This is a genomic window from Serratia sp. A07 (assembly GCF_058725505.1).
Window position 1 is genome coordinate 18697 of record NZ_JBZXDO010000035.1, and the last position, 17574, is coordinate 36270.

Annotated in this window: 13 protein-coding genes; 12 read left to right on the plus strand and 1 reads right to left on the minus strand. The window is 63.3% G+C overall.

Annotated elements, in window-relative coordinates:
• The first annotated feature begins 31 nt into the window (after positions 1-31).
• On the plus strand, positions 32-1264 hold the full coding sequence (locus AC4PR2_RS23335; RefSeq protein WP_038879328.1) for a YncE family protein: 1233 nt from the start codon (positions 32-34) through the stop codon (positions 1262-1264).
• 57 nt (positions 1265-1321) lie between these two features.
• Here AC4PR2_RS23335 and AC4PR2_RS23340 read toward each other — a convergent pair whose 3' ends face one another.
• Entirely contained in the window at positions 1322-3604 is a 2283-nt protein-coding gene (locus AC4PR2_RS23340) for a TonB-dependent siderophore receptor (protein ID WP_141957735.1), read from the minus strand.
• A 284-nt stretch (positions 3605-3888) separates the two neighbouring features.
• Between AC4PR2_RS23340 and fes the strand changes: the two genes are divergently transcribed.
• From fes to AC4PR2_RS23395, 11 genes are all read left to right on the plus strand, one after another.
• Positions 3889-5268 carry an enterochelin esterase gene (gene fes / locus AC4PR2_RS23345; protein WP_072271055.1) on the plus strand — a complete coding sequence of 460 codons (1380 nt, stop codon included), beginning with the start codon at positions 3889-3891 and terminating at the stop codon, positions 5266-5268.
• On the plus strand, positions 5243-5449 hold the full coding sequence (locus AC4PR2_RS23350) for an MbtH family protein (protein WP_048325765.1): 207 nt from the start codon (positions 5243-5245) through the stop codon (positions 5447-5449). The genes fes and AC4PR2_RS23350 overlap by 26 nt, the downstream gene beginning before the upstream one ends.
• Positions 5450-5481: 32 nt before the next feature.
• A complete protein-coding gene (locus tag AC4PR2_RS23355; RefSeq protein WP_337046826.1) occupies positions 5482-9426 on the plus strand; it encodes an enterobactin synthase subunit F in 3945 nt (1314 codons plus the stop codon).
• A gap of 176 nt (positions 9427-9602) precedes the next feature.
• A complete protein-coding gene (entS, locus tag AC4PR2_RS23360; RefSeq protein WP_197804282.1) occupies positions 9603-10859 on the plus strand; it encodes an enterobactin transporter EntS in 1257 nt (418 codons plus the stop codon).
• Between the two features lie 212 nt (positions 10860-11071).
• Complete coding sequence (locus AC4PR2_RS23365) at positions 11072-12277, plus strand: isochorismate synthase (protein ID WP_060425204.1); 1206 nt, start codon at positions 11072-11074, stop codon at positions 12275-12277.
• Between the two features lie 7 nt (positions 12278-12284).
• Complete coding sequence (locus AC4PR2_RS23370; protein WP_180548030.1) at positions 12285-13913, plus strand: (2,3-dihydroxybenzoyl)adenylate synthase; 1629 nt, start codon at positions 12285-12287, stop codon at positions 13911-13913.
• Between the two features lie 3 nt (positions 13914-13916).
• Entirely contained in the window at positions 13917-14777 is an 861-nt protein-coding gene (locus AC4PR2_RS23375; protein ID WP_004930014.1) for an isochorismatase, read from the plus strand.
• Positions 14778-14837: 60 nt separating this feature from the next.
• Complete coding sequence (gene yncE, locus AC4PR2_RS23380) at positions 14838-15902, plus strand: 7-bladed beta-propeller protein YncE (protein WP_492175542.1); 1065 nt, start codon at positions 14838-14840, stop codon at positions 15900-15902.
• Positions 15903-16023: 121 nt separating this feature from the next.
• Positions 16024-16644, plus strand: coding sequence for a DUF2238 domain-containing protein (locus AC4PR2_RS23385; RefSeq protein ID WP_180548031.1), 621 nt, complete (start codon positions 16024-16026; stop codon positions 16642-16644).
• A gap of 158 nt (positions 16645-16802) precedes the next feature.
• The gene (locus tag AC4PR2_RS23390) at positions 16803-17183 is read left to right on the plus strand and encodes a hypothetical protein (protein WP_180548032.1); all 381 of its coding nucleotides are present in this window, start codon (positions 16803-16805) and stop codon (positions 17181-17183) included.
• 209 nt (positions 17184-17392) lie between these two features.
• Positions 17393-17574, plus strand: a 182-nt coding sequence (locus tag AC4PR2_RS23395) for a nucleotide-binding protein (RefSeq protein ID WP_490845211.1), incomplete at its 3' end; no start/stop codon positions are given.

A 17574-nucleotide genomic window follows, 5' to 3' on the forward strand; every position in this document is an offset into this window, starting at 1 on the left:
CCGAAAGCATGATTTTCAAGGAGATAAAAGGATGTCTGGAACCCTAGCAACCCCGCGCGCGTTACTGTCGCTGCTGGTGGCGGCCTCTCTGGTGGTCGCCGGCGCCGCGCAGGCGGACGATGTCGGCATCAAACCGCAGGACATCAAGCGCGAGGCGCTGTCATCGACGGTGGTGGAGATGGCCTACAGCACCTCGCAACAGGCGCTGTTCGTCAGCGCGCCGGACTGGAAGGAAGAGGCGCGCTCCCGCGTGCTGCGGCTGGATCCCAACACCCTGGCGATCAAGGCGGAGATCCCGCTGCAGGTGAAAGGCTTCGGCGTGGCGCTGAACGATGCGGGCAATCGCCTGTACCTGACGCAGGCTTTCAACGGCGAAGTCGGGGTGGTGGACACCACCACCAACCACGCGCTGGGCAGCATCAAGTTGCTGGACAAAGCGGTGCTGGAGCAGGCTTACAAGCAGGCGGGCATCAGCGGCAAGCGTCTGGATTTCCTGTTGGCGGAGCTGAAGAAGTTTAAAATCACCGAGGACTATCTGTACCGCCTCCGCGAGATCAAATATGACGCGCAAAGCGGCCGCCTGTTCCTGCCGGGCCTGGGCTTCGGCGTCGACAGCGTGCTGTACGTGGTCGATACCAAAGCCGGCAAGCTGGAGAAAGTGATCCCGGGCTTCGGCTACAACGCGGTGGGTATCACGCTGGATGAGAAGGGCCGCCGGGTGTTCGTCTCCAACATGCAGGGGCAGGTGATCACCTTGAACGCCGACACGCTGGCGATCACCGCCACGCATGAAGTGCAGGCCGATCAGCTGCTGAACCTGGTGTATGACCCGGCAAGCAATCGCCTGTTGGGCGTCGATCAGGGCATCGATCGCGACGACTACCGCAACCATCATCTGGGGCACGACTACGTGAAGCGCAGCAGCGGCCACCGGGTGTTTGCGCTGGATGCGGACAGCGGCAAGGTGCTGGCCAGCGAGCTGACGGATGAGGTGCCGATCGGCCTGCTGCTCGACGAGCGCAGTCAGCGGCTGTATGTCGCCAACCGCAAAGGCGTGCGCGTGGATCATGGCGCCGGGACGCTGACGGTGTTCGACGCCAAGACGCTCAAGCGCCTGCAAACCGTAGACCTGCCGCCGCACCCTAACAGCCTGGCGTTGGATCCGAAAGGCGACGCGCTGTTCGTGACGGTGAAAAACGACGGCGCTTCCACCAAGGCCGGCAAGCCGGAAAGCGTGGTGCGTATTCAACTTCACACCAACTAACTGAATATAAATATAAAAAAAGGGCGCCGCGGCGCCCTTTGTCGTTGGGTCATGTCATCAGAAGTGGGTGTTGATGCTCATGTAGTAGGTACGGCCCGGTTCGTTGTAGGTGGCCGCGCCCGCGCCGGCGATGTTGATCGCGCCGGTAATCGGGTCGCCCACGTTCTGCGCGTTACCGGCGCGGAACTGGCGTTTGTCGAACAGGTTGTCGATGCCGGCGGTGACGCTGACGTTTTTGGTCAGGTCATAGGTCGCGCTGGCGCCGACGACGGCATAAGGGCTGACCTCGCGGGTTTCGCCGCCGGTGGCCGGTTTACCCTGGTAGTTGTACTTCTTCGGCTTCTGACGGCCGTACCAGGTCAGGGTGGACTGCATCGACAGATCCTGCGTAGCCTGCCAGCTGAGGGTCGAGTTGACGGTGAACTTCGGGATCACCGACAGGTAATCGCCGGTGGTCTTGTTCTTGTTCTCGATCATGTAGGTGGCGTTGTTGCTCCAGGTGACGGTCTCGCTGACCGGCACGTTCAGCGAGCCTTCCAGCCCTTGTACGACCGCTTTCGGTACGTTCTCCCACTGGTAGACCGCCGTGCCGGTGCTGCTGGTGGCGATGCGCGAGTTACCCGCTTCAATCTTGTTGTGGTAATCGTTGCGGAAGTAAGTCACGCCGGCCAGCCAGCCTTCGTTATGGAACTCCAGCCCGATCTCTTTGTTGACGCTGGTTTCCGCCTTCAGATCGTCGTTACCGAGCAGGTAGCAGCCGTTTCTGACATCGCTGCCCGCACACCCTTGGCCTTTGCTGTACAGCAGGTAGTTGCCGTTGGTCTGGTACAGGGTCGGTGCCTTGTAAGAACGCGCGATACCCATTTTCAGCGTGAAGTAGTCGCCCAGTTCCTGCGACAGGTTCAGCGCCGGGCTCCAGTTGTTGCCGGATTCTGAATGCAGATCGTAACGCAGACCCGGCGTCAGCATGGTGGTGTCGGTCAGCTCAATGTTGTCTTCGGCGAACAGCGAGAAGATATGCGCGGAAGCGTAAGGGCTGCGCGTGCCGTTGCCCATGCCGGGAATAGTGCCGCCCATCAGCGTTTGGCTGGTGGAGGTGCCGTCTTTCATCCGCTGTTGGGTCCACTCGGTACCCAGGGTGGCGGTCTGTGAAACGCCCAGCTCAAACGGCACGCTGACTTCGCTGTGCGCCAGGAAGTCGTCCAGCTTGGTGGTGCCGAAACCGGTATTTTTGGTGTCGAAGATGCCTTCGGTGCCGCCGGCCAGGCCTTCGTTCAGGCGGGTATTGCGGGTACGCTCGAACTGCACGTAGTTGTTGGTGCTCACGCCGTTGTCCCAGGCGCCGCGGTGGGTCAGGCCGAAGGTTTCACGGTAGATGCGGTTAGTCTCTTTGCCGTAGTTGCTCTGCACCAGGGCATTGGTATTGGTGTTCTGGGTATCGCCGGAATACAGGTTGCCCTGACGGCCGTAGGCATACTCGAACTCCAATGACTGCAGATGGGCGAAGTCCCAATGCAGCAAGGCGTCGATGTTTTTATCGACCACCCCTTCGCGCCCGGCGGGCAGGCTGTTGGCGTAGGCGCCTACGCGTTCGGATTTATGCGATTCGTTAATGTCCCAGGCGTCGGCCTGCGTTTTGCTGTAGCCGCCGAACAGGCGGAAGCTCAGGGAATCGCTCAGCGGGCCGGACAGGCTGAAGTCGGTGCGCTTGGTGGCGCCCTCCTGCTTGTGCTGCGGCACGTTGAAGTAGCCGTTCAGCGAGCCGTGCAGCGCATCGCCGGCCTTCTTGGTGATGATGTTGACCACGCCGCCCGCGGCGCCGTTGCCGTAGCGCGCGGCGGCCGGGCCGCGCAGCACTTCGATGCGTTCGATCATTTCCGGCGGCACCCAGGCGGTATCACCGCGCGAGTCGCGCTCGCCGCGCCAGCCCTGACGCACCGAGTTGCGGCTGGAGGCCGGTTTGCCGTCGATCAGAATCAGGGTGTTTTCCGGGCCCATGCCGCGGATATCGATCTGGCGATTGTTGCCGCGCTGGCCGCTGGTGGAGTTGCCGGTCAGGTTAACCCCGGGCATGGTGCGGATCAGTTCGCTGATGTCGCGCGCCGGCGGGCGTTTTTTGATCTCGTCGGCGGTGATGGTGGACACCCCCGGCGCCTGCAGGTTCTGCCGGGCGGCGGTCACGACGATGGTGTCTTCGCCGCGCGGTTTTTTATCCGTGGTGCCGCTGTTTTCTTCCGTGGTGGTGGTGTCGGTCTGCTGCGCGGCGTTGGCGAACGCGGACGCGCCCAATCCCAAGCCGATAAGAGTGGCTAAAGAATAACGTGATAGCTTGCTTTTCATCTGAGTGTCCTACCTTGCTGCCATCCCTCGCCGAACGGGGGGAAGGGCGGTTGTAGTTTTTGTGTAGTCGGAAATAGAAAATCGGCTGCGGCAAGGGATGCCATTGATGTATCCCCGATCCCTGTCCGTTGCGCGCAATACCAGCACGATCTCCAAGCCTTACACACTATTGCAAATGCAAATTATTATCAATAGTATTTGGCGTACAGTGCGTTCGGGCGGTGGCCGGCGATAGGGAAAAGTCGACGTTCCCGGTGCCGCCAACTACAAAATGGGTAGGCGTTGTGAATACAGAACTACAGTCAGAAAGCAGCAGATTATTGGCCAGCAGCAATGCGGGCAGTCCAGGGTGGTGGTTGACGGTGGCACGACGCGGTACGCCATGGGTAGAACCGGCGGGTAACGGCCGTTGGCGAACCACCTTTTTCTGGCGCGATCCTCAGGGATGCGAATTGACCTCCGCCTACCGTCGCGTGTGGATCAACATCAACTGCCTGACCGACCATCATCAGCCGAATCCGCCGCAAAGCCTGCAGCGTTTGGCCGGCACCGACGTGTGGTACTGGCAGACCGAGCTGAGCGGCGCCTGGCGCGGCAGCTACTGCTTTATCCCCTGCTTTGACGAGCGGCCGCCGGCGTTCAGCGGCGACGATGCGCACGCCAACATGCACAACCTGCGCCACTGGTGGCACCAGGTGTTCGCCAGCGCCACCCCCGATCTGCTCAACCCGTATCGCTCCTGGCAAAGCGCCAGCGGCCACAGCGTCTCCGGCCTGCACATGCCGGATGCGCCGCCGCAGCCGGTATGGCGCTCGTTCGACGAGTACGAGATCGCCAGCGGGCGCTGTACGCCACCGCTGCCGGCGCGTTTGCAGCGCCATACCTGGCAAAGCGAGCGCCTGGGCAACAGCCGCGATGTCTGGATCTACACCACCGGTGACAGCAAGCCGGCCGAGCGTCCGTTGGCTATTCTGCTCGACGGCCAGTTCTGGGCGAAGCAGATGCCGGTTTGGGAGCCGCTGATGCAGCTGACCCGTGAAGGGGCATTGCCGGAAGCGGTGTATGTGCTGATCGACATTATCGATCTGCCGCACCGGTCGCGCGAACTGACCTGCAAGGACGACTTCTGGCTGGCGGTGCAGGAAGAACTGATGCCGCAGCTGGCCGACTGGGCGCCGCACAGCGACAAACCGGCCGATACGGTGGTGGCGGGGCAAAGCTTTGGCGGCCTGGCTTCCCTGTATGCCGGGCTGCGCTGGCCGCAGCGCTTCGGCGCGGTGATCACCCAGTCCGGTTCCTACTGGTGGCCGCGGCGCGACATGCTGCAGTTGCCGAGCATTCCCGACGATGCCTGCTGGCTGATGCAGCAGGTGGAACGACACGGCCTGGGCAACCACGGCGCGCTGAAGGTATTTATGGAAGCCGGTTCGCAGGAAAAGCTGGTGCACCGGGTCAGCGGCGAAATGGCGGCGCGCCTGAGCGACGCCGGCCATCGGGTGCACTACCGGGTGGTGGAAGGCGGGCACGACGCGCTGTGCTGGCGCAGCGGCCTGACCGACGGGCTGCAGGCGGTCTGGGCTTCCGCTTTCGCCACCGCTTATCCGGCATCGGCGACGGCGACGGCACGAGGAACACATGATGGAAAGCCTGAATCCGTTCGATGATCAACAGCAGCGCAGCCTGGTGCTGCGCAACGTACAACAACAATACAGTTTGTGGCCGGATTTCCGCGCCATTCCGTCCGAGTGGACGATCGTCTTCGGCCCGGCGGCGCGCACTGCGTGCGCCGAATGGCTGGAACAGCATTGGCAAGACATTCTGCCGGTCGCAGCACGCGAGGCGTGACCGGCGCCAGGTAATCACGGGAGCAATAAGCAGTGTCACACACCCCTAACTCTCTCAGCGGCCCGGCGCTTGCGGGCGAATGGCCGCTGGTCGCGGCGCAACCCGGCATCTGGGTCGCCGATCAAATTTCCCCGCATCGCAATGCCTACGCGGTGGCCCACGCCATCGAACTCAACGGCCCCATTGCCGTAGAGCCTCTGCTGCAGGCCATTACCCAGGGCCTGGGCGAGGTGGATATGCTGCGCCTGCGTTTTGCGGAACGCGACGGCGTGCCGGTGCAATGGTGGGATAACACGCTGGCGGTGCGCGAGCCGGAACTCGTCGATCTGACGACGTCGCCGGACCCCGAAGCCGCCGCGCGCGCGCTGATGGATATCGATCTGGCGAGCGATCTGCGCGCCGGCAGCGGCGCGCCGCTGTATCGCCATGTGGTGATGCGCCTCGCGGATGACCGCTGGTTCTGGTATCAGCGCTATCACCATCTGCTGGTGGACGGTTTCAGCTTCACCGCCATCGCTCGCCGCGTGGCGGCGATTTACACCCATCTTTGCCGCGGCGACGCGCTGGAACCGACGCCTTTCACGGCGTTCAGCGACGTGGTGGCGGAATACCAGGCTTACCGGGAGGCGCCGGCCTGGCAACGCGACGCCGATTTCTGGCTCGAAAAAGCGCGGCAGCTGCCGCCGCCGGCCACGCTCTGCCCGCAGCCGCTGGCTGGGCAAACCCCCACGCCGCGCATCCACCGGCTGGAACAGCGCTGCGATCCGCAGGCCTTCGCCGAACTGGTGCAGTGCGGTGCGCAGCAGAAGCTGAACGCCGCCGATATGGCGGTGGCGCTGGTGGCGCTGTGGGTGTCGCGCCTGAGTGGCCAACCGAACTTCAGCGCCGGTTTTATCTTCATGCGCCGTACCGGATCGGCCGCCCTGTGCGCCGCCGGCCCGGTGATCAACGTGCTGCCGATGGAGATGCACCTCGAGCCGCAGGCCACGCTGTATGAGGCCGCCGCCCGCATCAGCCGCGAGCTGAAAACGGTGCGCCGCCATCAGCGCTACGACGCCGAACAGGTGCAGCGCGATCTGGGGCGCATCGGCGACGGCGAACCGCTGTACGGCACGGTCTTCAACTTCAAAATGTTCGATTACCAGCTGGACTTCGCCGGTATCGAAGGCATCACCCACGATCTGGCCTCCGGGCCGGTGCGCGATCTGGAGATTGCGCTGTTTATCGACGAGCACCATCAGCTGAAGGTTGAACTGCTGGCCAACGCCGAGCGATACAGCCGCCAGGAACTGCAGGCGCACCTGCAGCGGCTGCCGCTGCTGCTGGCGCAGTTCGCCGCGCAGGCAACGTTGCCGATCGGCGAGGCCGATATGCTGACCGCCGACGATCACGCGCTGCTGGCGCGGGCCAACGACACGGTGCACCCGGTGCCGGCGACCACGCTGAGCCAGCTGCTGGCGCAGCAGGCGCAAACCACGCCGGAGGCTCCGGCGCTGGCGGATGCGCATTTCAGCTTTACCTACCGCGAAACGCGCGAGCAGGTCACGGCGCTGGCGCGCGAGCTGGTGGCGCAGGGCGTGCGGCCGGGCGACATCGTAGCAGTGGCGTTGCCGCGTTCGGTGTTCCTGTCGCTGGCGTTGATGGCGATCGTGGAAGCGGGCGCCGCCTATCTGCCGCTGGACACCGGTTATCCGGACGAACGGCTGGCGATGATGCTGGAAGACGCCGCGCCGCGGCTGGTCATCACCAACCCGGCGCAGCAGGCGCGTTTCGCCGACAAGGGCGAAATCTTGCTGTATGACGCGCCGCTGGCGGCCGATCACGCCGCCGGGGTGGCGATCGCGGGCCCGACGCCGGACCATGCGGCCTATATCATCTTTACCTCCGGCTCCACCGGGCGTCCGAAAGGCGTGCTGGTCGGCCATCAGGCGATCGTCAACCGCTTGCTGTGGATGCAACACCAGTACCCGCTGGGGGCGGACGACGCGGTGCTGCAGAAAACGCCGTGCAGTTTCGACGTCTCGGTGTGGGAATTCTTCTGGCCGCTGATGGTCGGCGCCCGGCTGGTGATGGCGCCGCCGGAGGCGCATCGCGATCCGCAGCAGCTGCAACAGCTGATCGCACAACATCGCATTACCACGCTGCACTTCGTGCCGTCGATGCTGGCGGCTTTCGTGGCCGCCCTGGACGACGACGCGGCGGTGGCGAGCTGCGCCGCGCTGCGCCAGGTGTTCTGCAGCGGCGAAGCGCTGCCGGCGGAGCTGTGCCGCCTGTGGCAAAGCCGCACGGCGGTGCCGTTGCACAACCTCTACGGCCCGACCGAAGCGGCGGTGGACGTGACCTGGCATCCGGCCTACGGCGAGGCGCTGGCGAAGGTGACCGGCGCCAACGTGCCGATCGGGCTGCCGGTGTGGAATACCGGGCTGCGCATTCTTGACGCGCGCCTGCGGCCGGTGCCGCCGGGCGTGGCGGGCGATCTGTATCTGACCGGCGTGCAGCTGGCGCACGGCTACCTTGGCCGGCCGGATCTGACCGCCAGCCGCTTTGTCGCCGATCCGTTCGGCGAGGGCGGGCGCATGTACCGCACCGGCGACGTGGCGCGCTGGCTGCCGGACGGCGCGGTGGAATATTTGGGCCGCAGCGACGATCAGCTGAAGATCCGCGGGCAGCGTATCGAGCTGAGCGAAATCGACCACGCCTTGCTGTCGCTGCCGGGCGTGCGCCAGGCGGTGACGCACGCGCTGGTGCTGCAGGGCACACCGGTGGACGCCGGCGGCGATGCGCGCCAGCTGGTAGGCTATCTGGTGATGCAGCCTGGCGCGAACTGGGATGCGGAAGCCCTGCGCGCGGCGCTGGCCGACCGCCTGCCGCCGCACATGGTGCCGGTGGCGCTGGTGGAAATGAGCGATTTGCCGCTGAGCGCCAACGGCAAGCTGGATCGCAAGGCCTTGCCGCAACCGCAGGGCGGTGAACGCAAGGCAGGACGGCCGCCGCAGGCCGGGCTGGAAAGCGAGATCGCGGCGGTGTTCGCCCGCTTGCTGCAGCGCGAGCAGGTGTTCGCCGACGACGATTTCTTCGCGCTCGGCGGCCATTCGCTGCTGGCGATGCGTCTGGCGGCAGAGCTGCGCCGCGATCTGGGCAAGGCGGTGTCCGTCGGCCAGGTGATGGTGGCGTCGCGCGTTGAGCAGTTGGCGGCCTTGCTGGCGGAAGATCGCACGCAGGAAGAGGCCGATCGCAGCGGATTCGACAGCGTATTGCCGCTGCGCGTCACCGAGGGGCCGACGCTGTTCTGTCTGCACCCGGCGTCCGGTTTCTCGTGGCAGTTCAGCGTATTGCCGCGCTATCTCGATCAGCACTGGTCGCTGGTCGGTATCCAGTCGCCGCGGCCGGACGGCCCGCTGGCGCTGAGCGAAGATATGGATCAGGTGGTGGATGCCCACCTGCAGACGGTGTTGCAGGTACAGCCGCACGGGCCGTACCATTTTATCGGCTACTCGCTGGGCGGCACGCTGGCGCAGGGCATCGCCGCCCGGCTGCAGGCGCGCGGTGAGCAGGTGGCGTTCCTCGGCCTGCTGGATACCTATCCGCCGGAGACCCAAAACTGGGACGTGATGCTGGACGACAACGTGTTGAAGGAAGTGCAGCGCGAGCGCGAGCAGTTCTTGGCGGTGTCGCAGGATACGCTCGATCCGGCGCTGGGCGAGACGCGCACCGCGATGTTCGACAATATCGAAGCCAACTACGCCGATTCGGTGCGGTTGCTGTCGCACACGCGCACCGCCCGCTTCCGCGGCCAGGCGACGCTGTTCGTCGCCAAACGCACGTTGCAGGAAGGGATGGACGTGCAGCAGACCTGGTCGCAGTACGTCGATGCGCTGCAGGCGCACGAGCTGGACTGCGCGCATGTCGATATCGTTTCGCCGGCGTCGTTCAAAGTGCTGGGGCCGCTGCTGAACCGGATCTTGCGCACGCTGTAATCGCGCCCGTCATCTCGCCGCCAGGCACGGGGATTACCCCGCGTGTGGCGGCGTTTCTTGCGGTTGCTCACAGTTGAATATCAATGAGTTTTATTATCATTATTGATTTCGCCATCTGTGCTAGCATAGCGCCCCGCAACTGCAGAATCCCCGTTTAAAGATGTGGTGAACAACCGATGAGTAGCAAACCCTCCATCCTGCTTGATTTTAGCCTGCTGAAAACCAACCGGGCTTTCCGCGCGGTATTCTGCGCGCGCTTTATCTCCATTGTGGCGCTGGGGCTGATGGCGATCGCCATCCCGGTGCAGATCCAGGCGCTGACCGGTTCCACCCTGCAGGTCGGGCTGGCGGTGACGCTGGCCGGCGGCGGCATGTTCGCCGGGCTGCTGATGGGAGGCGTATTGGCCGATCGCTATGAGCGGCGCCGGCTGATCCTGTTCGCGCGTTCCACCTGCGGCGTCGGCTTCGTCGGCCTGTGCCTCAACGCCCTATTGCCGTCGCCTTCGCTGGCGGCCATTTATCTGCTGGCGGTGTGGGACGGCTTCTTCGGCGCGGTGGGGGTGACGGCGCTGCTGGCGGCCACGCCGGCGCTGGTGGGCCGCGAAAACATCGTGCAGGCGGGCGCCATCAGCATGCTGACGGTGCGCTTCGGCTCGATTCTTTCCCCGGCGATTGGCGGCCTGGTGATTGCCCATATGGGCATTGCCTGGAACTACGGCCTGGCGGCGTTTGGCACCCTGTTGACGCTGCTGCCGCTGCTGAGCCTGCCGCAGCTGATGCCGCCGCCGCAGCCGCGTGAACACCCGCTGCGCGCGTTGGCGGGCGGCTTCGCCTTCCTGTTCCAGAACAAGGTGATCGGCATGGTGGCGCTGATCGGCGCGCTGCTGACCATGGCCAGCGCGGTGCGCGTGCTGTACCCGGCGATGGCGGAGAGCTGGCACATCGACGCTGCCCACCTCGGCTATATGTACGCCGCCGTGCCGCTCGGCGCGGCCATCGGTGCGTTCACCAGCGGGCGCGTGGCGCACGTGGCGCGCCCCGGCTGGGTGATGCTGCTGACGGCGATCGCGGCGTTCGCCGCCATTGGCCTGTTCGGCCTGATGCCGTGGTACAGCCTGGCGTTGCTGTGCCTGGTGGCGTTCGGCTACCTGAGCGCGCTGAACTCGCTGCTGCAATACGGCCTGATCCAGAGCCTGACGCCGGACAACTTCCTCGGCCGCATCAACGGCCTGTGGACGGCGCAGAACGTGGTGGGCGATGCGCTTGGCGCATTGTTGCTGGGGGCGATGGGCGCCTTCATGCTGCCGGCGATGAGCGCCAGCGGTTTCGGCTTCGGCGCGGCGGTGCTCGGCATCCTGTTGCTGTTCGCCATGGCCGGTTTGCGCCAGGTCACGCTGCACAAACCGGAGCCGCAGCCCGCCACAGAAAAGTAGTCGAACGCGTTAAGACAACGCTGTGGGATCAAATAGCAATGCTTATCATCGGCATGCGTAAAACCCACAGCGTTTATGTCATGATTTCGAAATGAAAGAAGTGCTTACGTTTATTGACATAGCAAATATCGGCGAGTAATTTAGCGCGGAATTAACTCAAATGATAATCATTATTATATTGGTTATCACTTCAAATCCTTGAGGGCGAAGCGATGGATACTGCCGTGAACGACATCAATCGAAAGGAAATGCAGGAGCGCGAAGAACACCGGTTCGCCGCTGATTTTTCTCCGGCGTCGGGCTTCTTCTTTACCTCTCCATTCCGCAGCTTGACCACCACCGGTTGTTTCAGCCGCATTCGCCTGCCGGCCGCAGACGGCGCCGACCTGAACGGCGAGTTCCAGCGCAGCGTGCGGCAGGCGTTTGCCGAGGCCCGTCAGGCCGGCATCAAAAAGCCGCTGCTGTGCGGCGCCATCCCGTTCGATACCCGGCAGCCTTCGGCGCTGTTTATTCCGCAGCAGAGCCGCTGGTTCGATCGCGCCGCCTTTATGGCCGGCGTTCGGCCGGCGGCGAACGGCCCTGAACTGGCCGGCGTGACGGAGCTGCCGCCGCAGCAGCCGTTTATGAAGATGGTCAGCGACGCCGTCGACGCGATGAAGGCCGGCGAACTGGATAAAGTGGTGCTGTCGCGCCTGCTGGAGATCGAAACGCGCCAGCCGGTGGATCGCCATGCGCTGATGGCGCGCGTGATTGCCCAGAACCCGCACGGTTTCCATTTCCATGTGCCGCTGGAGCAGGGCGCGCTGTTGGGCGCCAGCCCGGAGCTGCTGCTACGCCAGGACGGCGGCCGTTTCTATTCCAACCCGCTGGCCGGTTCCGCCCGGCGCGAGGCCGACCCGCAGCGCGATCGCGAAGTGGGAGAGCGGCTGATGGCCTCGGCGAAGGATCGCCACGAGCATCGCATCGTCACCGAAAGCATGCGTGACGTGCTGGCCGGCCGCTGCCGCTACCTGAACGTGCCGCACACCCCTGAATTGTTGACCACCACGACGCTGTGGCATCTCTCCACGCCGATCGACGGCGAGGCGGCGTCTCCAGACGAAAATGCCCTGTCGCTGGCCTGCCTGCTGCACCCGACGCCGGCGCTGTGCGGCATGCCGACGGCCGAGGCGCACGCCCTGATCGGAAAGCTGGAGCCGTTCGATCGCGGCCTGTTCGGCGGCATCGTCGGCTGGTGCGACGACGAAGGCAACGGCGAGTGGGTAGTGACTATCCGCTGCGGCACCGTTGACGGCAACCGGGTGCGGCTGTTCGCCGGCGCCGGCATCGTGGAAGACTCTTCACCCGAATCTGAATGGCATGAAACAGGCACCAAACTCAGCACCATTCTGCGTGCCTTTGGTATGAATCAAGGATAACGACAAGATGAGCATTGCCTTTACCTCCTGGCCGGCGGAGTTCGCCAGCCGCTATCGCGAACGCGGCTACTGGACTGACAAGCCGCTGACCGAGATCCTCGACCGCCAGGCCAACAACGACGCCCCGGCGATTATCGACGCCCAGGGCAGCCTGACCTACCGCGAGCTGCAGCAGCGCTCCGATCGCCTGGCGGACGCTCTGCTGCGCCGCGGCGTAAAATCCGGCGACACCGCGTTGGTCCAGTTGGGCAACGTGGCGGAGTTTTATATCGTGTTCTTCGCGCTGCTGAAAATTGGCGTGGCGCCGGTCAACGCGCTGTTCAGCCATCAGCGCAGCGAGCTGAACGCCTATGCCGAGCAGATCAAACCGGCGCTGCTGATCGCCGATCGCCAGCACGCGCTGTTTGCCGACGATAAATTCCTGAGCGCCTTCCGCGATGCGCATCCTTCGCTGCGGGTTGTGGCGCTGCGCAGCCAGCCCGAGGGCGAGCTGGCGCTGGCCGCCTGGCTGGACGAAGCAAGCGACGGTTTCGTCGCGCAGCCTTCCGCGGCCGATCAGGTGGCGTTCTTCCAGCTTTCCGGCGGCAGCACCGGTACGCCGAAGCTGATCCCGCGCACCCACAACGACTACTACTACAGCATTCGCCGCAGCGTAGAGATCTGCCGTTTCGACGCGCAGACCCGCTATCTGTGCGCGCTGCCGGTGGCGCACAACTACCCGATGAGTTCGCCGGGCGTGCTGGGCGTGTTTTATGGCGCCGGGCTGGTGGTGTTCGCCGCCGATCCGGACGCCGGGCAGTGCTTCCGCCTGATCGAACAGCACCAAATCAACGTGACGGCGCTGGTACCGCCGGCGGTCACGCTGTGGCTGCAGGCGATCGAAGAGTGGGGCGGCAATGCCCAGCTCGCCAGCCTGAAACTGCTGCAGGTGGGCGGCGCCAAGCTGGGCGAGACGCTGGCGGCGCGCATTCAGAACGAAATCGGCTGCCAACTGCAGCAGGTGTTCGGCATGGCGGAAGGGCTGGTGAACTACACCCGGCTGGACGACGACGAACGCCACATCCTGACGACGCAAGGGCGGCCGATGTCGCCGGACGACGAAGTATGGGTGGCGGATGACGACGGCAATCCGTTGCCGGCGGGCGAGGTCGGGCGGTTGATGACGCGCGGGCCTTATACCTTCCGCGGTTACTACCAGAGCCCGGCGCACAACGCCGACGCCTTCGACACCGACGGTTTCTACTGCTCCGGCGATCTGATCAGCATCAGCGAAGACGGCTACATCACCGTGCAGGGGCGGCAGAAAGATCAGATCAACCGCGGCGGGGAGAAGATCGCCGCCGAGGAGATCGAGAACCTGCTGCTGCGTCATCCGGACGTGATCAACGCCGCGCTGGTGTCGATGCCGGACGCGCTGATGGGGGAGAAGAGCTGCGCCTATATCATCGCCAACGCGCCGCTGAAGCCGGTGGTGCTGCGTCGCCACCTGCGCGAGCAGGGCGTGGCGGACTTCAAACTGCCGGATCGCTTTATTCAGGTGGACAGCCTGCCGCTGACCCCGGTCGGCAAAGTGGACAAAAAACGGCTGCGCCAGCAGCTCGACGCGCAACTACAGACTCAGGCTCAGGGAGATTAATCGATGGCCATTCCAAAACTTAATGATTACGCGCTGCCGACGGCGGACGAACTGCCGCAAAATAAAGTCACCTGGCAGGTAGAACCGCAGCGCGCCGCGCTGCTGATCCACGACATGCAGCAGTATTTCCTCAATTTCTGGGGCGAAGACAGCGCGCTGATTAAACAGGTGGTGGAGAACATCGCCAACCTGCGCCGCTACTGCAAACAGCAGGGCATTCCGGTGTTCTATACCGCGCAGCCGAACCAGCAGAGCGATGAAGATCGCGCGCTGTTGAACGACATGTGGGGGCCGGGCCTGAACAAACACCCTGAGCAGCAGGCGGTGACCGCCGCGCTGGCGCCGGACGAAGACGACACGGTGCTGGTGAAATGGCGCTACAGCGCCTTCCACCGCTCGCCGCTGCAGGAGATCCTGCAGGAGTCCGGCCGCGATCAGCTGATCATCTGTGGCGTGTATGCGCACATCGGCTGCCTGACCACCGCCATCGACGCCTTCATGCGCAATATCCAGCCGTTCATGGTGGCCGATGGCCTGGCGGACTTCTCGCGCGACGAACACCTGATGGCACTGCGTTACACCGCCGGCCGCTGCGGCCGGGTGGTGACCACCGCGTCTCTGTTGCCGGCTGCCGGTATCGCCAGCATCGATGCGCTGCGTCAGCAGATCCTGCCGCTGCTTGACGAGGACAGCGAAGACATGGGCAACGATGAGAACCTGATCGATTACGGCCTGGATTCGGTGCGCATCATGGAGCTGGCGACCCGTTGGCGCAAGATCCGCGGCGACATCGACTTTATCGCGCTGGCGCGCAACCCGACCATCGATAGCTGGTGGGCGCTGCTTTCCGAAGAGAAAGCCTGATTTTAATAACGAAAGAGGGCGGCCGAGCGGCCGCCCCGTTGGCTCTATAAGGAGATTTCGATGAATACTTTGATAACCAAGGGAAAACGTGCGGCATTTCCGCTGATGCTGCTGTCCACGCTGTTGTTCTCCAACTCGTTGCTGGCGCAGACCGCGCCGGAAGTGCTGCGCAAGCCGGTTGGCAAGGGCGCCTATGAAATGGCCTACAGCCCGAGCGAGAACGCGCTCTACCTGGCGACGTCGCAGAGCCGCAAGTTGGACAAGGGCGGCATCGTTTACCGTCTGGATCCGACCACGCTGGACGTGACCCAAATTATCCATAACGACATCAAGCCGTTCGGCGCCGCCGTCAACGCCAAGACCGGCACGCTGTTCTTCGGCAACACCGTCAATAACTCGGTGACCGGCATCGACGCCAAGACCGGCGACGTGAAAGGCCGCCTGGTGCTGGACGCGCGCAAGCGTTCCGAGACCGTCAAGCCGCTGGCGCCGCGCGAACTGGTGGCGGATGCCGACAGCGATACCCTTTACATCACCGGGCTGGGTGAATCCAGCGTGGTGTGGGTGGTGGACGGCAAGGATCTGACCCTGCGCGCCACCGTGACCGACACCGGCAAATACGGCACCGGCCTGGCGCTGGACGCCGCCGCCAAGCGCCTGTACGTCACCAACGCCGACGGCGAGCTGGTGACCATCGACACCCAATCCAACAAGGTGCTGTCGCGCAAGAAGCTGGATGAGTCCAAAGAGCACTTCTTCCTGAACATCAGCCTGGATACCGCTACCCATCGCGCGTTCATCACCGATTCCAAGCAGCCGCAGGTGCTGGTGGTGGATACCCGCAACGGCAACATCCTGAGCAAGATCGACGTGCCGGAGTCGCTGGCGGTGCTGTTCAACCCGGCGCGCAATGAAGTTTACGTCACCCATCGCCAGGCGGGCGAAGTGAGCGTAATCGACGCCAAGAGCTACAAGGTGCTGAACACCATCAAGACGCCGACCCATCCGAACAGCCTGGCGCTGTCGCCGGACGGCCAGACGCTGTACGTCAGCGTCAAGCAGGCTTCCAGCCGCGAGAAAGAAGCCACCGCGCCGGACGACGTGATCCGCGTAGCGCTGAAATAATCCCGCTCAGGGTAAGCGCACACCGAACAGGCGAAGCGGCGACGCTCCGCCTGTTTTTTTTCGCCCCAGGATCTGCGGTATAAAGTGTGCATTGATCCGTTAACCCGAAGGAACGTTGGTTATGCCCGCCTCGCGTACCCCGCTGTTGTTGTTCGTTATCACCCTGCTGCTGCTGGCCGTGTTGATCCACAGCGGCATCCGCCCTTACGATCGCACCACCTGGCTGATGGAGGTGGCGCCGGTTTTGATCGCCTTGCCGCTGCTGTGGCTGACCCATCGCCGTTATCCGCTGACGCCGCTGCTCTACACGCTGATTTTCTTCCATGCGCTGATCCTGATTTTCGGCGGCATGTACAGCTACGCCCGCGTGCCGCTGGGGTTTGAGGTGCAGCAGTGGCTGGATCTTGGCCGCAACCCGTACGACAAACTGGGGCATTTCTTCCAGGGGCTGGTGCCGGCGCTGGTGGCGCGCGAGATCCTGCTGCGCGGCGGCTATGTACAGGGGCGCAAGATGCTGGGCTTTGTGGTTTGCTGCATCGCGCTGGCCATCAGCGCCGTTTACGAGCTGATCGAGTGGTGGGCGGCGCTGGCGCTGGGCCAGGGTGCCGACGAGTTTCTCGGCACCCAGGGCGATCCGTGGGATACCCAGTCCGACATGTTCTGCGCGCTGCTCGGCGCGCTATGCGGTTTGCTGCTGCTCGCCGGCTGGCAAGACCGGCAAATTCGCCGCCTGCGCCGATAAACTTTGGCAACAAAGGCGTGGCTGACGGGAGCCGCATTTAATCGCGTTTACCGCCGGTTCAGCGTATTTGTGCTATATCATGGGTTCGGAACGGCTGTTTGAATGCGAGACTGAGTTTGATCACTACCCCCCTATCCCGAAAAGAGTATGCAGTATGGATGTCGTTAACGATAGGGCTCAGCTTTGCGTGGCTAAATCTTTTGGATCTCTATAACAACGACACGTTGTTCTTTCAGAAGTTAACGATTTCCGTCATCAATAACACCTCGTTCGCCGACGTTATCGCCTCTTACCTGAGGCTGATTCTGTATCTTCCTTTCGGGCTGTTGGCGATCGTGCTGACGCTGTTGTTTTGCGCCCAGCGACTATGCGATACCCGGCTCTTCGTGCTCGCCTGGCCTATTTCTCTGGCGGTCTTCTTGGTCTTTTGGTTTGTTAACGTCGCTTTCCCCGGGCATCTAAATCTGGTGTTGGCCGCTAAATCTTGCGTACTTGCAGTGATTGGGCTGGTTCCGCCGAGGAAACGAGAGAGCGAATAATCGAACGCAGTTCGATGGAGAGTCCGTACCCCAGAAAGCGAAAAACCCGCCATAGGCGGGTTCTTCTTAATATGGTGCCCGGACTCGGAATCGAACCAAGGACACGGGGATTTTCAATCCCCGTGTCGTAGGTAACAAGATGTAAAAAGTGGGTAAGCTGTAGTTTTCTATGGTGTTTATGCTCGAATCAACTAAATTCGAGTGTACACATGGACAATATCGTTAGAAAAGCCACTACTGCTTCTGTCAGTACTAAGCCTCAAATCGTGCCTATGGTTTCAACCAAAGGCGGAGAAGGTAAATCCACGCAAAGTGCCAACCTTGCCGGCTTCCTTGCCGATGCAGGTAAAAAAACTCTCCTCATCGATGGTGACCACTCCCAACCCACCGC